Annotated in this window: 20 protein-coding genes; 18 read left to right on the forward strand and 2 right to left on the reverse strand. The window is 70.9% G+C overall.

Going from position 1 to position 19,287, the window contains the following annotated elements; translation table 11 throughout:
* Positions 1–6: 6 nt before the first annotated feature.
* Positions 7–744: an SDR family oxidoreductase gene (locus CFN78_RS00365; RefSeq protein ID WP_094860517.1), complete on the reverse strand. Its 738-nt coding sequence runs from the start codon at positions 742–744 to the stop codon at positions 7–9.
* Between the two features lie 82 nt (positions 745–826).
* On the opposite strand from CFN78_RS00365, the gene CFN78_RS00370 reads away from it, so the two are divergent.
* From CFN78_RS00370 to CFN78_RS00455, 18 genes are all read left to right on the forward strand, one after another.
* The gene (locus CFN78_RS00370; protein ID WP_094860518.1) at positions 827–1,993 is read left to right on the forward strand and encodes a L,D-transpeptidase; all 1,167 of its coding nucleotides are present in this window, start codon (positions 827–829) and stop codon (positions 1,991–1,993) included.
* Positions 1,993–2,811, forward strand: a complete 819-nt coding sequence (locus tag CFN78_RS00375) for an alpha/beta fold hydrolase (protein ID WP_094860519.1) — start codon at positions 1,993–1,995, stop codon at positions 2,809–2,811. Before CFN78_RS00370 ends, CFN78_RS00375 begins: the two co-directional genes overlap by 1 nt.
* 76 nt (positions 2,812–2,887) lie before the next feature.
* A complete protein-coding gene (gene mshA / locus CFN78_RS00380; RefSeq protein WP_165777422.1) occupies positions 2,888–4,156 on the forward strand; it encodes a D-inositol-3-phosphate glycosyltransferase in 1,269 nt (422 codons plus the stop codon).
* Positions 4,153–4,668, forward strand: coding sequence for a type III secretion system chaperone family protein (locus tag CFN78_RS00385; protein WP_094860520.1), 516 nt, complete (start codon positions 4,153–4,155; stop codon positions 4,666–4,668). The genes mshA and CFN78_RS00385 overlap by 4 nt, the downstream gene beginning before the upstream one ends.
* 72 nt (positions 4,669–4,740) lie before the next feature.
* Positions 4,741–5,691, forward strand: coding sequence for a DUF4349 domain-containing protein (locus tag CFN78_RS00390; protein ID WP_240519165.1), 951 nt, complete (start codon positions 4,741–4,743; stop codon positions 5,689–5,691).
* 545 nt (positions 5,692–6,236) lie between these two features.
* Complete coding sequence (locus CFN78_RS00395; RefSeq protein ID WP_094860522.1) at positions 6,237–6,980, forward strand: phosphoglyceromutase; 744 nt, start codon at positions 6,237–6,239, stop codon at positions 6,978–6,980.
* Between the two features lie 193 nt (positions 6,981–7,173).
* On the forward strand, positions 7,174–8,439 hold the full coding sequence (locus CFN78_RS00400) for a sensor histidine kinase (RefSeq protein WP_094860523.1): 1,266 nt from the start codon (positions 7,174–7,176) through the stop codon (positions 8,437–8,439).
* 67 nt (positions 8,440–8,506) lie between these two features.
* The gene (locus CFN78_RS00405) at positions 8,507–9,196 is read left to right on the forward strand and encodes a response regulator transcription factor (RefSeq protein ID WP_094861018.1); all 690 of its coding nucleotides are present in this window, start codon (positions 8,507–8,509) and stop codon (positions 9,194–9,196) included.
* Positions 9,197–9,236: 40 nt separating this feature from the next.
* Entirely contained in the window at positions 9,237–10,208 is a 972-nt protein-coding gene (locus CFN78_RS00410; RefSeq protein ID WP_094860524.1) for a Ppx/GppA family phosphatase, read from the forward strand.
* A 53-nt stretch (positions 10,209–10,261) separates the two neighbouring features.
* Complete coding sequence (locus CFN78_RS00415) at positions 10,262–11,530, forward strand: hypothetical protein (RefSeq protein ID WP_094860525.1); 1,269 nt, start codon at positions 10,262–10,264, stop codon at positions 11,528–11,530.
* A 3-nt stretch (positions 11,531–11,533) separates the two neighbouring features.
* Positions 11,534–12,334: a sugar phosphate isomerase/epimerase family protein gene (locus CFN78_RS00420; protein ID WP_094860526.1), complete on the forward strand. Its 801-nt coding sequence runs from the start codon at positions 11,534–11,536 to the stop codon at positions 12,332–12,334.
* Between the two features lie 87 nt (positions 12,335–12,421).
* A complete protein-coding gene (locus tag CFN78_RS00425) occupies positions 12,422–13,348 on the forward strand; it encodes a proline dehydrogenase family protein (RefSeq protein ID WP_094860527.1) in 927 nt (308 codons plus the stop codon).
* Complete coding sequence (locus tag CFN78_RS00430) at positions 13,345–14,166, forward strand: thioesterase family protein (protein WP_240519167.1); 822 nt, start codon at positions 13,345–13,347, stop codon at positions 14,164–14,166. The genes CFN78_RS00425 and CFN78_RS00430 overlap by 4 nt, the downstream gene beginning before the upstream one ends.
* A gap of 23 nt (positions 14,167–14,189) precedes the next feature.
* A complete protein-coding gene (gene proC, locus CFN78_RS00435) occupies positions 14,190–15,008 on the forward strand; it encodes a pyrroline-5-carboxylate reductase (RefSeq protein ID WP_094860528.1) in 819 nt (272 codons plus the stop codon).
* Between the two features lie 361 nt (positions 15,009–15,369).
* Positions 15,370–15,597: a helix-turn-helix domain-containing protein gene (locus CFN78_RS00440; protein ID WP_094860529.1), complete on the forward strand. Its 228-nt coding sequence runs from the start codon at positions 15,370–15,372 to the stop codon at positions 15,595–15,597.
* Between the two features lie 167 nt (positions 15,598–15,764).
* A complete protein-coding gene (locus tag CFN78_RS00445) occupies positions 15,765–15,866 on the forward strand; it encodes a 30S ribosomal protein bS22 (RefSeq protein WP_007030867.1) in 102 nt (33 codons plus the stop codon).
* 267 nt (positions 15,867–16,133) lie between these two features.
* Positions 16,134–17,183: an NAD-dependent epimerase/dehydratase family protein gene (locus tag CFN78_RS00450; protein WP_094860530.1), complete on the forward strand. Its 1,050-nt coding sequence runs from the start codon at positions 16,134–16,136 to the stop codon at positions 17,181–17,183.
* Positions 17,184–17,218: 35 nt separating this feature from the next.
* Positions 17,219–18,244, forward strand: coding sequence for a lysophospholipid acyltransferase family protein (locus tag CFN78_RS00455; protein WP_420807835.1), 1,026 nt, complete (start codon positions 17,219–17,221; stop codon positions 18,242–18,244).
* Between the two features lie 43 nt (positions 18,245–18,287).
* On the opposite strand, the gene CFN78_RS00460 is transcribed toward CFN78_RS00455, so the two are convergent.
* Complete coding sequence (locus tag CFN78_RS00460) at positions 18,288–19,247, reverse strand: HAD family hydrolase (RefSeq protein WP_420807841.1); 960 nt, start codon at positions 19,245–19,247, stop codon at positions 18,288–18,290.
* Positions 19,248–19,287: the final 40 nt, after the last annotated feature.

The raw sequence follows: 19,287 nt of genomic DNA on the forward strand, positions 1-19,287 counted from the left end.
GCCCGGTCAGTCCTCGGTACGGAAGAACCGGCTGCCGCTGTACTGCGCGCGGGGCTGCAGCACGATCCGGTCCAGATTGACGTGCGAGGGCCGGGTCGCGGCGAAACCAATCACCTCGGCGACGTCGTGTGCGGTCAGCGGGGTGATGCCGCGGTACACCTTCGCCGCGCGCTCCTCGTCGCCCTCGAAGCGGTTCACCGAGAAGTCGGTCCGCACCATTCCGGGGACGATCTCGGTGAACCGGATCGGCTCGCCGAGATGCTCCGAGCGCAGCGTCTGATGCAGGGCTGCCTGGGCGTGCTTGGCCGCGGTGTAGCCGGCGCCGCCGTCGTACACCCCGTGGCCTGCGACGGAAGTCACCGTCAGCACGTGTCCGTCGCCCGATTCGCGCAGTACGGGTAGCAATGCCCTGGTTACCCGCAGAGTTCCGAGCACGTTCGTCTCCCACATCCAGCGCCAGTGCTCCTCGTCGGCGTCCTCGACACGCGCGAGGCCACGGGCACCCCCGGCGTTGTTGACGAGCACGTGGCATTCTGGAACTCCCCGGACGAACGCGGCAACGGAAGCGGGGTCCGCGACGTCCAATGGAAGCGCGGTTCCGGACAGTTCCCGGGCCAGCGCCTCGAGGCGTTCCAGTCGGCGCGCCCCGAGCACAACGTGGAAACCGGCTTCGGCGAGCACCCGTGCGGTGGCTTCACCGATTCCGGCACTTGCTCCGGTGATCACAGCGGTTCGCTTGGTCATGAGTAGATGCTGCCAGCCATCCGGCTGCAGGTAACGTCGGACTGTTCGTCCCGGTTTTTCCGGGCACAGGAAGAGGTGGACGGTGATCGAACGGCGCACGCTCATGAAGGGCGTTGCCGCGGCTGGTTCCGCGGTGCTGGTGGCCGCTTGCTCCGGGGACGGCGACGCCGGCCCCGCAGACGGGGGCGTGCCGGCACCCGAAGCGCCGCCGAAAGCCGTCCTCACCGCCGAACCCGCCGCCAACGCCACGGACGTCTCCGTCCGCACGCCGGTCACGGTCACCGTCGCGGAGGGCACGCTGGCCGAGGTGAAGGTCACCAACCCGGACGGCGAGGAGCTGCCAGGCGGGCTGAACCCGGAGAAGACCGTCTGGACTAGCAGCGAGCCGCTGGGCTACGGCAAGTCCTACACCTACGCCGCGAAGGCCGACGGCAGCGACGGCAAGCCCGTCGAGCTCACGGGCGAGTTCGCCACGGTCAAGCCGGGCAAGGAGATCCGCGCGACGCTCAATCCGTCCGACGACGCCGAGGTCGGTGTCGGCATGCCGGTCAGCGTCAAGTTCGACGCCGCGGTGAAGGACCGCAAGGCCGCGCAGGAGGCGCTCAAGATCGAGACCTCCACCGAGGTCGAGGGCGCCTGGGCCTGGTTGTCCGACCGGCAGTGCAACTGGCGGCCGAAGGAGTACTGGCCGGAGAACACCGAGGTGAACGTCTCGGCGAATCTGTACGGCGTGCACTACGGCGGCGGCAACTACGGCAAGGCTGACGTGACCACCAAGTTCACCATCGGCCGCAACCAGGTGGTCAAGGTCAACACCCCGGACCACGTGATGAAGGTCTACCGGGGCGACTCGGAGTCGGCCAGCTACCCGTGCAGCAACGGCAAGGACGCCGACCCGAACCTGAACACGCCGAACGGCACCGTGATCGTGATGAGCAAGGAGCCGACGGCGATCTTCGACAACGCCCGGTACGGCTACACGAACGTCAAGAAGAAGTGGGCCTGCCGCATCTCCAACCACGGCGAGTTCATCCACGAGAACGAGGAGAACCGCGGCAACATCGGCAAGGCCAACACCTCGCACGGCTGCGTGAACCTGCTGGAGGCCGACGCCAAGGCGTACTTCGACTCGGCGCTGATCGGCGACCCGGTGGAGATCACCGGTGCCACGGCCGACATGCCGACCACCTCCGACGTGATGGACTGGCTGCTCGACTGGGAGACCTGGAAGTCGAAGTCGGCGGTGTGATGCCGGTCGAGGTCATCGGGGCGGGCGGGGTCCGGCTCGCGCTGCGCGTCGCCGGTCCGCCGGAGGCACCACCCATCGTTCTCCTGCACGGCTGGGCCCAGTCCTCGCGCGCCTGGGATCCGCAGTTCGCCGGGGACCTGGCCGCGCGCTTCCGGCTGATCGCCGTCGACCTGCGTGGTCACGGCGGGTCGGGGGCACCGGAGGACGGCTACGACGATCCGCGGAACTGGGCCGGGGACCTGGCCGCCGTGCTGGCCTTCTCCGGTGCCCCCGCCACCGTCGTCGGCTGGTCCTACGGCGGGCTGGTCATCGCCGACCACCTGCGCGTCCACGGCACCGCGGGGCTGGCGGGCATCGTGCTGGCCGGGGCGATCACCGAGATCGGCCGGGGGCGAGCGGGCGGCCGGGTGGGCCGCACGATGCGTGACTGCCTGCCGGGCGCGCTCTCCGCCGATCCCGAGGTCGCGCTGCCCGCGCTGGCCGGGTTCCACGCGGGCGCTGCGGCCCGTCCACTGCCCGGACCGCTGGCCCAGGCCCTGCTGGGGGCTGCTCTGTCCGTGCCGCCCAGGGTGCGTGCGGCGCTGTTCGCACGTGAGGTGGACAGTGGGGACGTACTGGCCGCGGTGGACGTCCCGGCGCTGGTCGTGCACGGCACCCTGGACACGATCGTCGATCCGTCCGCCGGTGAGTACGCGGCCGGGAAGATTCCGGGGGCCGAGTTGCGTTGGTTCGAGTCGGTAGGACATCTGCCGTTCGCCGAAGCCGCACCCGAGTTCGACTCGGCCCTGGCGCGGTTCGCGGGCGTTCGGTCGGTCTAGCGGCACGCGGGAAGGTGGTTCGGTGGCGATCTCGTTGCATCGGGTTCCGGCCGGTGACGGTTCGGCGATGGGGCGGATGCCCCGCCGGGTGGCGGTGATGTCCCTGCACACCTCGCCGCTCGAACAGCCCGGCACCGGCGACGCGGGAGGCATGAACGTCTACGTCTCGCAGACCGCGGTGGAGATGGCCCGGCGCGGCATCGAGGTCGAGGTGTTCACCCGCGCGACCTCCTCTGAGCAGCCCCCGGTGGCCGAACTGGCGCCCGGGGTGAAGGTGCGGCACGTGCCCGCGGGACCGTACGAGCCGCTGGGCCGGGACGAGCTGCCCGCGCAACTGTGCGCGTTCACCTCCGGTGTCCTGCGGGCCGAGGCGTTCCACGAGCCGGGCCACTACGACCTGATCCACTCGCACTACTGGCTGTCCGGCCAGGTCGGCTGGCTGGCCAGAGACCGCTGGGGCGTGCCCCTGGTGCACACCGCGCACACGCTGGCGAAGGTGAAGAACCGCGCGCTGGCCGAGGGGGACACCCCTGAGCCGCGTACCCGCGTGATCGGCGAGGAGCAGGTGGTGGCCGAGGCCGACCGGCTGGTGGCCAACACCCCGGTGGAGGCGCGCGAGCTGATCGGTCTCTACGACGCGGATCCGCGGACGGTCTCCACCGTGTCGCCGGGCGTCGATCTCGACCGCTTCACCCCGGGTTCCCGCTCGGCCGCCCGTGCCGAGCTCGGCCTGCCCGAGGACGCGATCGTGCTGGCGTTCGCCGGGCGGATCCAGCCGCTGAAGGCCCCCGACGTGCTGCTGCGCGCCGCCGCCACCCTGCTCGCCGACCGGCCGGACCTGGCCGCGCGGCTGGTGGTGCTGGTGGTCGGCGGCCCGTCCGGCTCGGGCATGGAGCAGCCGAGGGCGTTGCGCGAGCTGGCCGTGTCGCTGGGCATCGAACGGCAGACGCGATTCCTGCCGCCGCAGCCGGGGCGGGCACTGGTGAACGTCTACCGGGCGGCGGACGTGGTCACCGTGCCCTCGTACAACGAGTCCTTCGGTCTGGTGGCACTCGAGGCCCAGGCCTGCGGGACGCCGGTGGTGGCCGCCGAGGTCGGCGGGCTGCCGGTGGCCGTGGCGCACGGGGTGTCCGGGCTGCTGGTGCCCTCGCACCGGGCCGCCGACTGGGCGTCGGCGCTGGCGAGCCTGGTGCTGCGGCCGGGCAGGCTCGCCGAGCTGAGCGTGAACGCGGTGCCGCACGCGCGCCGGTTCTCCTGGAAGAAGACCACGGACGCGCTGCTGGCCACGTATTCGGCCGCGACGTCCGCATTCGATTACCACCTGCGTTCGGAGGTCGCGGTATGACCGCGAGCAACATCATCGAGTCCAGTTTGGACGCCAGTGGGATCGAGTACACCTCGCCCGCCGCAGGACGTTATTTCGTCACGCTTCCCGGTACGAAGAAGCTGCAGACGAACTGCTGGCTGATCGTGCGGGAGCATTCGCTGGCGGTGGAGGCGTTCGTCTGCCGCAGGCCGGACGAGGCACACGAGGACGTCTACCGATTCCTGTTGCGGCGCAACGCGAAGCTGTACGGCGTGCACTACACGATCGACCGCGTCGGCGACATCTACCTGGTCGGCAGACTCGGTCTGGGTGCCGTCTCGGACGAGGAACTGGACAAGGTCCTCGGGCAGGTTCTCGAAGCCGCGGACGGTGATTTCAACGCGATCCTGGAAATCGGTTTCGCGACGTCCATCAAGCGTGAATGGGATTGGCGGGTGTCCCGGGGTGAATCACTGGCGAACCTGCAGGCGTTCAAACATCTCGTCGAACCGGGACAGGGGTACGAGCCCGGATCGTTGACCGATTCGTGACCCACGAGGTGCAACCGCGCTGACCGGTGCCCACGTCTCTTCGCCGTCACACGAGACGACAGGCGGGACGACATGGGGACCAGAACGAGAAGACTCGCCGTCGCGGCACTTGCCGCGATGGCACTGGCGGGAATCGCGGCGGGCTGCAGCAGCGGGGAATCCGGTACGGCGTCGCGGGATTCGGCGGCCGTGGGGCGGGAGCGCGCACCGGAGGCGGTGCCGGGCGAGTCCGCGCCGCGAGCGGGGGCGCCCGGCGAGTCCGGTGCGAAGCCGCAGCGGCCCGCGGACGCGGAGCAGGGCGCGCCGCCCGCGCAGGCGGCGCCGCCGGTGCCGGTGGCGGTACGGGACCGGCAGTTGTCCCGGAAGGCGAATCTGACGGTGACCGCGCCGGACGTGCTCGCGGCGGCGGACCGGGCACGGTCGCTGGCCGCGGCGGCCGGCGGCTACACCGGTTCCGAGCGGATCGGCGGCAACTCGGCCGCGCTGGAGGTGATCGTGCCAGGCGACCGGCTGGACGCGACGCTGACCGAACTCTCCGGACTGGGCGAGGTGAAGTCGCGGGAGCAGACCGTGGAGGACGTCACCGAGCAGGTCGTTGACGTCGACAGCCGGATCGCCTCGCAACAGGCGAGCGTGGCGCGGGTGCGCGGGATGCTGGACCGGGCGACGTCGATCTCCGAACTCGGTTCGGTCGAGCAGGAGCTGACCTCACGCGAGTCCGAGCTGGAGTCCCTGCAGGCGCGCAAGAACGCGCTCGCCGGGCAGGTGAGCACGTCGACGATCTCGCTGTCGCTGCGTGCACCGGGTGCGCCGGCGCAGGAGCCGGACGACGACGGGATCGCGGCCGGGTTCGCGGACGGCTGGGGAGCGTTCCTGGACTTCGGTGGCGGTCTGCTGCGCGCGCTGGCGGCGGTCTCGCCGTTCCTGCTGCTGTTCGGCGGGCCGGTGGCGGCGTTCGGCTGGTGGTTGCGCCGTCGCCGTCGTGGCACGGCCGTACCCGCCGCGGTGGCGAGCGGGGACTGAGACGAACCGGCCCGGGGTGAGCGGAGTTGGGGCGAACTGGGGCCGAAGGAGCCCCGGCGGCGGATGTCGCGGGACGGCTCGAGGGAGGGGGAGTCGCGATCTCGAGCCGTCCCGCTGACGTTCCCGCCGCATGGACCCGGTGGCGAGGGGGAGGCCAACGGGGCCGGCGGGCGCAGCTCGGCAGGGGGGAGACGAGCTGCGTCTACGACCCACGACCGGCTGGGGAGTGCGTGGTTCCAGCCGGGGCGGGTCGTGGTTCAACCTTCCAGATTCGGCTAAGTAATCACAAGACTACCGGCTACTCCATTCGAGTGAATTTCCGTATTCTGGATAACGGAACGCATCTCAACTGGGGGGAGGTCGTCCAATTCGGGGATTGTGCGCGCGTTCGAGTGAAGGTGTTACCCAACGGTAACGCACTGTGGGTAGAACATCGTTCAACCCGCCGTTCACCCGGACCGTTCTCGCCGGACCGCGACCGGACATCCTGCGACCGCGCCGAGCCCGTTCCCGCCTGCGCGGCCGCACTCTGGCAGGCTGGCCGCATGGCTGAACTAGGGACGCTGGTACTGCTCCGGCACGGGCAGAGCACGTGGAACGCTGAGAACCTGTTCACCGGCTGGGTCGACGTCCCGCTCTCCGAGCAGGGCGAGACCGAGGCCCGCCGCGGCGGGCGGCTGCTCGCCGAATCCGGCCTGCTCCCGGACGTCGTGCACACCTCGCTGCTGCGTCGAGCCATCTCCACCGCCAACCTCGCCCTCGACGCCGCAGACCGGCACTGGATCGACGTCCGCCGCGACTGGCGCCTCAACGAGCGGCACTACGGCGCGCTCCAGGGCAAGGATAAGAAGCAGACGCTCGAGGAGTTCGGCGAGGACCAGTTCATGCTCTGGCGACGTTCCTACGACACCCCGCCGCCGCCGATCGAGGTCGGCAGCGAGTTCAGTCAGGACGCGGACCCGCGCTACGCCGGCGTCGACGCGCCGCTCACCGAATGCCTCGCCGACGTCGTCGCCCGCCTGCTGCCCTACTGGGAGAGCGCGATCGTGCCCGATCTGAGGGCAGGCAGGACCGTGCTGCTCGCCGCGCACGGCAACTCGCTGCGCGCACTGGTCAAGCACCTCGACGGCATCTCCGACGAGGACATCGCCGGACTGAACATCCCGACCGGCATCCCGCTGCGCTACGACCTCACAGCTGAGCTGAAGCCGGTCACGGCGGGCGGCACCTACCTCGACCCCGACGCCGCGAAGGCTGCCGCCGCGGCGGTGGCCAACCAGGGCCGCTGACCGCCGGGCCGCGCCGGTCTCCGCTGACCCGATCGGGTGGCGCACCGGTGACGGCTCCTGGTCGCGAGCGAGGGTCGATCAGGTGAACAGCGCCTGAAGCGGCGGCGAACAAGCACGCCGCAGGTGTCGCGGCCGTCACGAGAAGCCGTCCAGGACTAGCCTTTCGGGCTACTTCCCGGCTTACGATCCCCCCGTGTCCGTGCCTGCCTCGCTCGCCCTGGCCACCGGAACGCTGGTGGTCGGTGTGCTCGCCGGTCTCCTGATCACCCGGAGCCGCCGGGTGCGGGCCGCGCGGCGGCCGACCGGGCCGACCGTCGCCGAACTGCTCCGGCGACTGGTCCACTCGTCCAACAACGGCGTGTTGGTGCTCAACCGCTTCGGTGACCTCGTGCTGCACAACGAACGCGCCGAGGAGATGGGCCTGGTGCGGTCCAACCAGCCGGACGCCCGCGCCCGCGTCGCCGCCGAGCAGGTCATGGAGACCGACGAGGCGATCGAGGTCGACCTCTCCCTGCTGGAACTGCGCGGCAGCGGCAGGCAGCCGGAGGCGGTGCTGGGCGTGGTCCGCCCGCTCGGGGACGGGTTCACCGTCGTCGAGGCCGTCGACCACTCCGAGGCGCTGCGGCTGGAGGCCGTCCGGCGTGACTTCGTCGCCAACGTCAGCCACGAGCTCAAAACCCCCGTCGGGGCGATCGCCCTGCTCACCGAGGCCGTACTCGACGCCTCCGACGACGCGGACGAGGTGCGCCGCTTCGGCGAGAAGATCCTCCGCGAGTCGACCCGCCTCGGCACCCTGGTCACCGAACTCATCGCGCTCTCCCGGCTGCAGGGCGCCGAACGCCTGCCCGACCTCAACGTCGTCGAGGTGGACGCCGTCGTCCGCGAGTCCCTCGGCCGCGCCCGGCTCTCCGCCGAGGCCGCCGAGATCAGCGTGACCACCGACGACGCCAGCGACCTGCTCGTCGAGGGCGACCGCACGCTGCTGGTCACCGCGCTGTCGAACCTGCTGGAGAACGCCATCGCCTACTCCTCGCCGGGCAGCCCCGTCTCGATCAGCAGGCGGCTCACCGGCAACGGGGTGGAGATCGCCGTGACCGACCGCGGCATCGGTATCGCCGAGGAGGAGCAGCAGCGCGTGTTCGAGCGCTTCTACCGCGTGGACAAGGCGCGCTCCCGGGCCACCGGCGGCACCGGTCTCGGGCTCGCGATCGTCAAGCACGTCGCCGCCAACCACGGCGGGGAGGTGCGGCTGTGGAGCAGGCCCGGCACCGGGTCGACGTTCACTCTCAGCATCCCCGCGCACATCGGCGCCGACCAGGCGAACGCCGCGAGAACCAAGCAGGGCAACGGAAACGGCCGGGTCACCATCGGCGGACCCGCGGCGGACAGGAGCCCGGACCGTGCCCCCCGGCTCGTGGCCACCGGACAGGACAACACCGACCATGGAGGCGATTCGTGACCGAGCTCGTGCGGGCAGTACCGACCGGGCGGACGGCCCCCGGCGTGGATTCCGGATCGGAGGCGGCGTGACCAGGGTGCTCATCGTCGAGGACGAGGAGTCCTTCGCCGACCCGCTGGCGTTCCTGCTGCGCAAGGAGGGCTTCACCGCCGCCGTCGCGGTGACCGGCCAGGAGGCGCTGGAGGAGTTCGACCGCAACGGAGCCGACATCGTCCTGCTCGACCTGATGCTGCCCGGGATGAGCGGCACCGACGTCTGCAAGCAGCTCCGCCAGCGCTCCGCCGTGCCGGTGATCATGGTGACCGCGCGGGACAGCGAGATCGACAAGGTGGTCGGGCTGGAACTCGGTGCCGACGACTACGTCACCAAGCCGTACTCGGCCCGGGAGCTGATCGCCCGCGTCCGCGCGGTGCTGCGGCGTGGCGGCGAACCGGGCAACGACGGGGAACTCGCCCCGGCCGTGCTGGCCGCGGGCCCGGTGCGGATGGACGTCGAACGGCACGTGGTCACCGTGGACGGCGGCGACGTCTCGCTGCCGCTGAAGGAGTTCGACCTGCTGGAGTACCTGCTGCGCAACGTCGGGCGGGTGCTCACCAGGGGACAGCTCATCGACCGGGTGTGGGGCGCGGACTACGTCGGTGACACCAAGACCCTGGACGTGCACGTCAAACGGCTGCGGTCGAAGATCGAACCGGACCCGGGTTCGCCCCGTCATCTGGTGACCGTGCGCGGCCTCGGTTACAAGTTCGAGACCTGAGCGTCCGGGGCCCGGACCCGGCCGAGTACGCTCGCCGGTTGTGCGCCTAGGGGTACTCGACGTCGGTTCCAACACCGTTCACCTGCTGGTAGTGGACGCGCATCGTGGTGCCCACCCGACGCCGATGCACTCGGAGAAGACCGTGCTGCGGCTCGCCGAGCAGATCACCGGCGACGGCGAGCTGAGCCGGTCCGGTGCCGAGGAGCTGGTGCTCGCCGTCGAATCCGCCCGCGCCGCCGCCGAACGGCTGGGCTGTGAGGACGTCATGGCGTTCGCCACCTCGGCCGTCCGGGAGGCGACGAACTCGGCGAAGGTGCTGCGCAAGGTGGCCGAGCGCACCGGCGTCGACCTGCAGGTGCTCTCCGGCGTCGACGAGGCCCGGCTGACCTTCCTCGCCGTCCGCCGCTGGTTCGGCTGGTCAGCGGGCAGGCTGCTGGTGCTCGACATCGGCGGCGGTTCGCTGGAGATCGCGATGGGCATGGACGAGGAGCCGGAACTGGCCGAGTCGCTGCCCCTCGGCGCGGGCCGGATCACCAGGACCCGTTTCCGCAACGACCCGCCGAGCCGGTCCGAACTCGTCGCCACCTCGGCCTGGCTGGAGGAACAACTCGCCGGGCTGGCGAAGAAGGTGACACGCATAGGTGCGCCCGATCGAGTGGTGGCGACGTCGAAGACGTTCCGCTCGCTGGCCCGGCTGACCGGTGCCGCCCCCTCGGCCGCCGGCCCCAGAGCACGGCGGACGCTGACCGACACGGCACTGCGTCAGCTCATCGCGTTCATCTCCCGGATGCCCGCCGCCGACCTGGCGGAACTCGAAGGAGTGAGCGGTTCCAGGGCCCATCAGCTCGCCGGCGGAGCATTGGTGGCGCAGGCCACGATGCGAGCGTTGTCACTGTCGGAGCTGGAGATTTGCCCCTGGGCGCTGCGGGAGGGTGTGATCCTTCGGCGGCTGGACCATTCGAACGGCACAGACCAGACTGCAGTTGTGAGCGGACAGGACCGTGGAGTGTGAGTACGCACCGCGGAACTGGACTTGGATCACTGGCAACAGGCACGGTGGACGGGATGACTCGAAGTAGCGAAGAGGAGCCCCAGCGCACGGTCGCTGAGCTCCTGGCTCAGCACGGCGCGAAGCCGGACGCCCCTCGGCGTCGGCGTCGCCGTGCCGAGGGCGATGACGACGCCGACCAGGACCTCACCCAGACAGGTCCGCAGGCGATCATCGACCGGGTCGCAGGCCACACCCCGCCACCGGCCAACCGCCCGTCCGGTGGGCGCCGGGCGAAACCCGAGCCCGCCGACAACCCGCCCCAGCAGCCCTCGCAGGGCATGCCGCTGCCGCCGCGCCCTGGTTTCGGCGCACAGAACGACCGTCCGCAGAACGAGCTCCCGCAGCGGCCGCCACGCGGACGCAGGCCCGCGGGCAATGGCGGCAGCGGGTACTTCGCCGGTCCTTCCGGTTCGCTGTCCTCCCGGCTGGACGGCCCGGACGCGCCACCCGCCGGCCCGGTCAACGGCAGCCCGAACGGCGCGGGCGAGAGCACCGGCTACTTCCCGCCGCCGCAGCCGGGACAGCAGCCGAGCGGCAGCTTCGGCGTCCCGCCGCGCCCGTTGCGCAGGCCCGCGCGCAGGCAGCCGCCGCCGGAGCCGAACACCGAGCAGTTCCCGGCCGTCGAGTCCCGGCTGCCGGCCGAGCCGCTGGACGCCCCCGAGACCGAGGGCCCCGGCGACACGCCCGCGGGCCTCGCGCCGGGCGCACCGCCCGCGGGCCTGGCCCGGTGGCGCAAGCGCCGGGAGAAGTCGCTCACCGAGGACACCGAGGTGGGCATCGAGCCGATCGACCCGGCCGCGGTGCGCCCGCCGGGGCAGCAGCCGCCCGCCCGTGGTGAGCAGACGGCGGTCAACGCCCCCGTCCGTTCCGCGTTCGAGGAACCTGCCGAGGACTACGAGGACGAGCCGCACCCGGACGACTTCCACTCGGCGAGCGCGGTCGACACCGACGAGGCGGACACCGAGGACGACTACGACTACGACGAGGCCGACCTCGACGAGGACTACGAGCAGGACGAGTCACCGGGCAAGCAGTGGGCCACGATGGGCGTCCAGCTCGCGGCCGGTGTGGTCGGTGGTGCCGCGGTGTGGCTGGGCTTCAACTGGCTGTGGGGCCAACTTCCCGCCGCCGCCCTGATCGCCGCCGTCGTCGTGATCGCCGGGTTGGTCTGGATCGTCCGCAAGATCCGCCGCGCCGAGGACCTGCAGACGACGGTGCTCGCGCTGCTGGTCGGCCTGGTGGTGACGGTCTCGCCCGCCGCCCTGCTGCTGGTCGCCAGGTAGCGGGTGAGCGGGGAGCCGATTCCCGTCGGCCTTTCGACGGCATCGGTCTGGCCGCTGCGTGCGGACGCGGGATTCGAACTCGCCGCCGAGGTGGGCTACGACGGCGTCGAGGTGATGGTCTGGGCGGACTCGCTCAGCCAGGACGTCGGCGCGCTGCGCAGGTTCTCCCGCGACACCGGTATGCCGGTGCTCTCCATCCACTCGCCCTCGCTGCTGATCACCCAGCGGATCTGGTCACCGGACCCGGAGACCCGGCTGCGGCGCACCGTGGACGCCGCGTACGACCTGGGGGCCCGGACGGTCGTGGTGCACCCGCCGTTCCGCTGGCAGCTCCGCTACGGGGCCGGATTCCGTGAGCTGGTCGCCGAGCTGGAGGCGGAGAGCGGGGTCGAGGTGGCGGTGGAGAACATGTTCAAGGTCCGGCCACCGGTCGGTGATCCGGAGCGCCGCGTCTCCGCGTTCGGCCCCTCCATCGATCCCACCGACGTCGGCTACCGGCACTACACCCTGGATCTCTCACACACCGCCGCCGCCCGGATGGACGCGCTGGCGCTGGCCGAGCGGATGGGTGACGGGCTCGGCCACGTCCATCTCGCCGACGGCACCGGCATCCCGAAGGACGAGCACCTCGTCCCCGGCCGGGGCGGGCAACCCTGTGCCGAGCTGCTGATGTGGCTGGCGAACACGGGCTTCGAAGGCCAGATCGTGCTGGAGATCAACACTCGCCGGGTCGTCTCGCAGGCACAGCGGGTGAAGGACCTGGCAGAGGCGCTGCTGTTCGCCAAGCTGCATCTCGGACAGTGAGCCCTTCCCGGCTTTCAAGATCGACTTCTCGGGCGGTACGAGTGCCCACGGCGGTTTTTCCCTTGTCTGCCACGTAGAGTTGCCCGGGTGAACCCGCTGCGCCCGTTGATCCTCGCCGCCGCAGGCAACGACACGATCCGCCAGGCCGTGGCCACACTGCCCGGCGGACGCACGCTCGTGTCGCGCTTCGTCGCCGGGGAGACCACCGCCGACGCCGTGCGCACCGTCCGGGAACTCGCCGGCGACGGGCTGCACGCCACCCTCGACTACCTCGGGGAGGACACCCACGACAAGGACCAGGCCGAGGTCACCGTGCTGGCCTATCTGGAACTGCTCGACGCGCTGCACGGCGCCGGCTTGTCCGATCGGGCAGAGGTGAGCGTCAAGCTGTCCGCCGTCGGGCAGCTCCTGTCGGACCGGCTCGCGCTGGACAACGCCTGGCGTATCTGCGCCGCGGCCGAGCAGTGCGGCACCACGCTGACGCTGGACATGGAGGACCACCGCACCACCACCGGCACCCTGGACGTGCTGGAGGAACTGCGGCACACCTGGCCGTCCGCGGGTGCCGTGCTGCAGTCCTACCTGCACCGCACCGAACGGGACGCGCGGAAGCTGGCCACCGCCGGCTCGCGCGTCCGGCTCTGCAAGGGTGCGTACGCGGAGCCGGCCGAGGTCGCCTTCGGAGACGGTCACGACGTCGACCTCTCCTACGTGCGCTGCGCGAACGCCCTGCTGGAGGGCGGTGCGTACCCGATGTTCGCCACCCACGACCCCCGGCTCGTCGAACTCGTCGGCGAGCGGGCGCGCTGGTACGGCAGGCAGCCGGGCGAGTTCGAGTACCAGATGCTGTACGGGATCCGCCCGGACGAGCAGCGCAGGCTGGCCGAGGCCGGGCACGTGGTCCGCGTCTACGTGCCCTACGGCGAACAGTGGTACGGCTATCTGATGCGCAGGCTCGCCGAACGCCCCGCGAACACCGCGTTCTTCCTGCACGCACTGGTCAGTCGTTCGTGAGCTCCGCAGCGGACGCCGTGCCCTTCGCCGCCGCCTGTGTGGCCCGATCGCTGGGGGACGGCACCTTCATCGCCGACCTGCGACCCGAATGGTCGATCGGGAACCATCCGCACGGCGGATTCCTGATGTCGCTGATGGCGAAGGCGGCGACCACCCTGCTCGCCGAACGTGGTGACCCGCCCGCCGACCCGATGGTCGTCAGTGCCGACTTCCTCCGCCCGCCCGCGATCGGGCCGGTGCTGCTGCGCGTCGACGTGCGCAAGCTCGGCCGCCGCGCCACCGTGCTGGGCGTGGTGCTGGAGCAGCGGGGGCGCAGTTGCGTCGAGGCGAGGGTCACCGTCGGCCGGTTGCCGATCCGCAAGCCGACCTGGACCGACGTCGCCGCGCAGCCGGTCGAGCCGCCGGCGGGCGCGGTGCAGCTCACCGGGGACACCGCCGAGGGCGTGTTCAACATCGCCAGGGGCTGCGACGTGCGGATCGATCCGGGCACGGCCGGCTACCTGGCCGGGCGGGTGGGCGACCCGCCGCGGATGCACCTGTGGGTCCGCCCGCGCGAGGGCGCGCCGGACCCGTTCTTCGCGCTGTTCGCCGGGGACGTCAACCCGCCGGTCGTCTTCAACACCGGCCGTACCGGCTGGGCGCCTACCGTGCAGCTCACCGCGCTGTTACGGACGCATCCCGCGCCGGGCTGGCTGCGCGTGCAGGTGGACTGCCGGTCCTTGCAGGAACCCTGGTTCGACTCCGACGCCACGGTCGTGGACGCCACCGGGCGGGTGGTCTGCCAGGCGCGTCAGCTCGCCCTGGCACCGGCGTCCTGAGTGCGAATGGCAGGCTGGCGGCCATGACCACGATCGCGGTACTGGGAGCGGGAAAGATCGGCGAGGCTCTGCTGTCGGGGCTGCTCAGCGGTGGCAGGCGGCCGGACGAGCTGCTGTTCACCGAGCGTGCCCCGGAACGTTCGGCGGAGCTGACGAAGCGCTACGGCATCTCGGCCGTCACGGTGGCGCAGGCGGCCGAGCGGGCGGACGTGCTCGTGGTGGCGGTCAAACCGCAGGACATCGGGCCGGTGCTGGACGATCTGGCCCCGCTGCTGCACGAGGGCAAGCTGATCGTCTCGCTGTGCGCGGGCCTGCCCACCTCGCTGTACGAGAGCAGGCTGCCCGAGGGCACTCCGGTAGTCAGGGTCATGCCGAACACGCCGATGGTCGTCGGCGAGGCGATGAGCGCGATCTCCCCTGGCCGGAACGCGACCTCGGCGCATCTGGCACTGGTGGAGGAGCTGCTCGCCTGCGTCGGCACGGTCGTCAAGGTGCCGGAGTCGCAGCAGGACGCCGTCACCGCGCTGTCCGGTTCCGGGCCCGCGTACTTCTTCTACCTGGTCGAGGCGATGATCGACGCGGGCATTCTGCTGGGGCTGCCGCGGAACGTCTCGGAGAAGCTGATCGTCCAGTCCGCCGTCGGGGCGGCGAAGATGCTCGCCGAGACCGGGGAGCACCCGGTCACCCTGCGCGAGGCGGTGACCTCCCCGGCCGGTACCACGATCAACGCGATCCGGGAGCTGGAGAACCACGGCGTCCGGGCGGCGTTGCTCGCTGCCATCGAGGCGGCACGAGACCGATCCGTCGAACTCGGCAGGGCGCACGAGGACAGGCCCTCCTGACGCCCTGGCCCAGCACGCCGTGTCGCGCGCCCTGACATGCCGTGTCGGGCGGTGTGGCACGCCGTGTCGGGCGTCTCAGCACCCCGTGTCGGGCGGTGCAGCAGGCCGTGTCGGGCGGTGCGGCAGGTCGTGTCGGGCGGTGCGACCGAGGGGCAGGGACCCGCAACCTCGGCGAATGCCGCGAAACGTCACCCGAATGCTGTTCGTCGATGGTGATGAAGTCGCTGGGAGGGCCTAATCTCGGCTCCAGGCGTCGCATTGGCCCCATGTGTCCCGCTACGCTCTCCAGAAGCACGTGCGTGTCGGTACCGCCGGTGGGGAAGCCGCGCGGCGCGACACGTGTCGAAGGACACGGTGAACTATGCCGCCGAAGAAGAAAGATGCCTCGCCTGGCAGTGGCAACACGGTCGGGCAGGTTCAGTTCCTGACGGTCGCCGAGGTGGCCGCGTTGATGCGGGTCTCCAAGATGACCGTCTATCGCCTGGTGCACTCGGGTGAACTGCCGGCCGTACGCGTCGGCAAGTCGTTCCGGGTGCCCGAAAAGGCCGTTCACGCGTATCTGGAGGGCGCCTACTTCGACGTCGGTTGACACGACGCCGCGAAGATCGTCGGCTCCCGTGCCGCTCCGGCGGCGGGGGCGTCGGACCAGCGCCAGACCGGCGCGGGTAACCTGACACGTCGATCGTGGCAGTTGCGCTCCACTCCGTTGGTTGTGCGCTTGGCCGCGCGACCAACGTCTGACCTTAAGGAGCACCCGTGGGCTCAGTGATCAAGAAGCGCCGCAAGCGCATGTCGAAGAAGAAGCACCGCAAGTTGCTGCGCCGCACGCGGGTGCAGCGTCGTAAGGCCGGCAAGTAGTCCGGTAGCGGTACAGGTTCGGCTCGCGGCCCGTCCAGTTTCTGGGCGGGCCGCCGCCGTTCGGGTGACAAGTCCGTTAGAACGGCATGACCTGGGTTAACAGCTCGTTAGGCGGCGGTCGGCCAGCGCCGTCCCGGGGTAACATTCCGGGCAGCGATGCGATGCATCACCGGAAGAGCGATACCTGCCTGAGCCCGTTCGAGCGCTCGGCGCCGAGGCGCGGGCAGCGGTATCGAACGTGAATCCCATCCTCGAGCAGGGGGCAGTATGCCGTCCAACATCGTGCTCGTCACTGGAGTAGGCGGTGAGCTCGGCGGCCGGTTGCTGGCCAGGCTCGGCAACAACTCCGACTTCGAGCGGGTGCTGGGAGTCGACACCACGCCGCCGCGCAAGGAGATCCTCCAGCGCATGGGGCGGGCGGAGTTCGTCCGCGTCGACATCAGGAATCCGTTGATCGCCAAGGTGATCAGCTCGGCGAACGTCGACACGGTCATCCACGCCTCCACCACCGCCCACCCGGCCGGTCCCGCGAAGCGCACGGCGATCAAGGAAGTCAACGTCATCGGCACCATGCGGCTGCTCGCCGCCTGCCAGCGTTCCCCGCTCGTGCGGAAACTGGTGGTGAAGTCCACGACGGCCGTCTACGGCGCCGGGTCCCGGGCTCCCGCCGTCTACACCGAGGACTCCGACATCAACCCCGGATCCTCCAGCGGCTACGCCAAGGACGCCGTCGAGATGGAGGGCTACGTCCGCGGATTCTCCCGCAGGCGCCCCGACATCACGGTCACCATGGCGCGCTTCTCCAACCTGATCGGCCCCGAGGTCGACACGGTGCTGGCCCGCTACTTCTCGCTGCCCGTGGTGCCGACCGTGCTCGGCTACGACGCCCGCCTGCAACTCCTGCACTCCACGGACGCGCTCGCCGTCATGGAACGCGCCGCACTGCACGACCTGCCCGGGGTGTTCAACATCGGCGCCGACGGCGTGTTGACGCTGTCCCAGGCGATCCGCAGGGCGGGCCGGGTGGAGCTGCCGGTGCCGCGGTCCGCGGTGCCCTCGATGAGCAAGGTGCTGCGTGGCGCGCGCGTCGTCGACTTCTCCGCCGACCAGGTACGGATGCTCAACTTCGGTCGCGTCGTGGACAACACGCGGCTCAAGCAGGACTTCGGCTACACGCCGCGCTGGAGTACCCGCGAGGCCTTCGACGACTACGTGCGCGGACGCGGTCTCCGCCCGGTCGTCGACGGCCACAGCGTCGCGGGTTTCGCCCGCAGGCTGGCCACCGCGGCGGTGACCGGTCAGGCGGCGTCCCGATGAACGAACCACGACGACAGGAAAGTGAGGCGGACACCGTGACGAGTTCCTCCGCGGCCCAGGTCATCCCGCTGCACGGCCCGCGACGGGATCGTTCCGAGCGTTCCCCGGTGACCGGGGAGGCCGTGACCGGGCAGACGGTGACCGAGGACGTCGCCCCGGAGGCCTCGGTCGTCGAGTTGCCGCGGGAGGAGCCCGTGCCGCCGGTGACCGCCGAGCGCGATCCGCTGCCCGAGGGCGTCGGCGCGGCGCTGAACTTCCTGCGCAACCGGCTCACCGGCGACTACGAGGTCGACGAGTTCGGTTTCGACGCGGAACTCACCGATACGCTGATCCTGCCGCCGCTGCGGTTGCTCTACGAGAAGTGGTTCCGCGTCAGCACGTACGGCGTGGAGAACCTGCCCCTCGACGGCGGTGCGCTGCTGGTCTGCAACCACTCCGGCACCGTGCCGCTCGACTCGATCATGACGGCGATCGCGGTACACGACGAGCACCCGCGCAACCGGCACCTGCGGATGCTCGGCGCGGACCTGGTCTTCCAGCTTCCGCTGGTCGGCTCGCTGGCCCGCAAGTCCGGCCAGACCCTGGCCTGCAACCCGGACGCGGAGCGCCTGCTGTCCTCGGGCGAGCTCGTCGGCGTGTGGCCGGAGGGCTTCAAGGGGATCGGCAAGCCGTTCTCCTCGCGGTACAAGCTGCAGCGCTTCGGCCGGGGCGGGTTCGTCTCGGCGGCGCTGCGCGCGGGCGTGCCGATCATTCCCTGCTCGATCGTCGGCGCGGAGGAGATATACCCGAAGATCGCCGACATCAAGCCGCTCGCCCGGCTGCTCGGCCTGCCGTACTTCCCGGTGACGCCGTTCTTCCCGCTGCTCGGCCCGCTGGGCGGGATCCCGCTGCCGACGAAGTGGCACATCGAGTTCGGCGAGCCGATCGGCACCGACGACCTGGAGCCCGGCGCCGAGGACGACCCGATGCTGGTGTTCAACCTGACCGACCAGGTGCGCGAGGCCGTGCAGCAGGGCCTGTACCGCAGGCTGTCCGCCCGCAACGGCATCTTCCGGAGCTGAGCTTCCCGGAGCCGGGGCTCGGCTCCGGCGGCGTTGCGGCGGTTCAGGCGGTGCGCTTGCGGTAGGCCATGCCCGCCGCCACCGCTCCGGCCACCGCGCCCGCGCCCAGCACCGAGGGCACGCCGATCTTCGCCGCCTTGCGTCCCGTGCGGAAGTCGCGGATCTCCCACTGCCGTGCGCGTGCCGTGTCGCGCAGGGCAGTATCCGGGTTGACGGCCACCGCGGTGCCGACCACCGACAGCATCGGCACGTCGTTGTGCGAGTCGGAGTACGCCGTGCAGCGCCGCAGGTTCAGGCCCTCACGCGCCGCCAGCGCCCGCACGGCGTGCGCCTTGGCCCTGCCGTGCAACAGATCGCCGACCAGCCGTCCGGTGTAGGCGCCGTCCTCGCTCTCCACCACGGTGCCGAGTGCGCCGGTGAGGCCGAGCCGCCGGGCGATGATGGCGGCCAGTTCGACCGGTGTGGCGGTGACCAGCCAGACGCGCTGGCCGGCGTCCAGGTGCATCTGGGCGAGCGCCTGCGTGCCGGACCAGATCTTGTCGGCCATCAGCTCGTCGTAGATCTCCTCGCCGATGGCAACCATCTCCTCGACGGTGCGCCCGGCGACGAACGACAGACCCTGTTCCCGGCTGGCCTTGACGTCCTCGGAGTTCTCCCGGCCGCCGACCCGGAACTTGAACTGCTGCCAGGCGAATCCGGCCAGATCGGAGGTGGAGAAGAACTTGCGCGCCGCGAGCCCTCGGGCGAAGTGGAAGATCGACGCGCCCATCATCATCGTGTTGTCCACGTCGAAGAAGGCGGCAGCGGTGAGATCCGGCGGAGCGGTGGGCGGCGTACCGGGAGGGCCGTCCTCACCCTCGGCCATCGCGCCGAGTCCGGCGTCGGCGAGTTCCTGCGCCGTGGCCGCCTCCATGGCCACGGCCGCGTCGGCCGAGGCCTCGCCCGCCAGCGCGGCGCGACGTTCCAGTTCCCGGCCCTTAGCCCTGCCACCCCACCGCGACACGCACACCGCCTCCAGGCTCGACTCCACCGCGTGGACCCGG

The organism is Amycolatopsis antarctica, from assembly GCF_002262875.1.
In the GTDB taxonomy this organism is placed as follows: domain Bacteria; phylum Actinomycetota; class Actinomycetes; order Mycobacteriales; family Pseudonocardiaceae; genus Amycolatopsis; species Amycolatopsis antarctica.

Excerpts from the sequence above, each read along its gene's own strand:
- CFN78_RS00450 (WP_094860530.1), top strand. The coding sequence starts at position 16,134 with ATGCCGTCCAACATCGTGCTCGTCACTGGAGTAGGCGGTGAGCTCGGC.
- CFN78_RS00390 (WP_240519165.1), top strand. The coding sequence starts at position 4,741 with ATGGGGACCAGAACGAGAAGACTCGCCGTCGCGGCACTTGCCGCGATG.
- CFN78_RS00440 (WP_094860529.1), top strand. The coding sequence starts at position 15,370 with ATGCCGCCGAAGAAGAAAGATGCCTCGCCTGGCAGTGGCAACACGGTC.
- CFN78_RS00385 (WP_094860520.1), top strand. The coding sequence starts at position 4,153 with ATGACCGCGAGCAACATCATCGAGTCCAGTTTGGACGCCAGTGGGATC.
- CFN78_RS00395 (WP_094860522.1), top strand. The coding sequence starts at position 6,237 with ATGGCTGAACTAGGGACGCTGGTACTGCTCCGGCACGGGCAGAGCACG.
- CFN78_RS00365 (WP_094860517.1), bottom strand. The coding sequence starts at position 744 with ATGACCAAGCGAACCGCTGTGATCACCGGAGCAAGTGCCGGAATCGGT.
- mshA (WP_165777422.1), top strand. The coding sequence starts at position 2,888 with ATGCCCCGCCGGGTGGCGGTGATGTCCCTGCACACCTCGCCGCTCGAA.
- CFN78_RS00375 (WP_094860519.1), top strand. The coding sequence starts at position 1,993 with ATGCCGGTCGAGGTCATCGGGGCGGGCGGGGTCCGGCTCGCGCTGCGC.
- CFN78_RS00415 (WP_094860525.1), top strand. The coding sequence starts at position 10,262 with ATGACTCGAAGTAGCGAAGAGGAGCCCCAGCGCACGGTCGCTGAGCTC.
- proC (WP_094860528.1), top strand. The coding sequence starts at position 14,190 with ATGACCACGATCGCGGTACTGGGAGCGGGAAAGATCGGCGAGGCTCTG.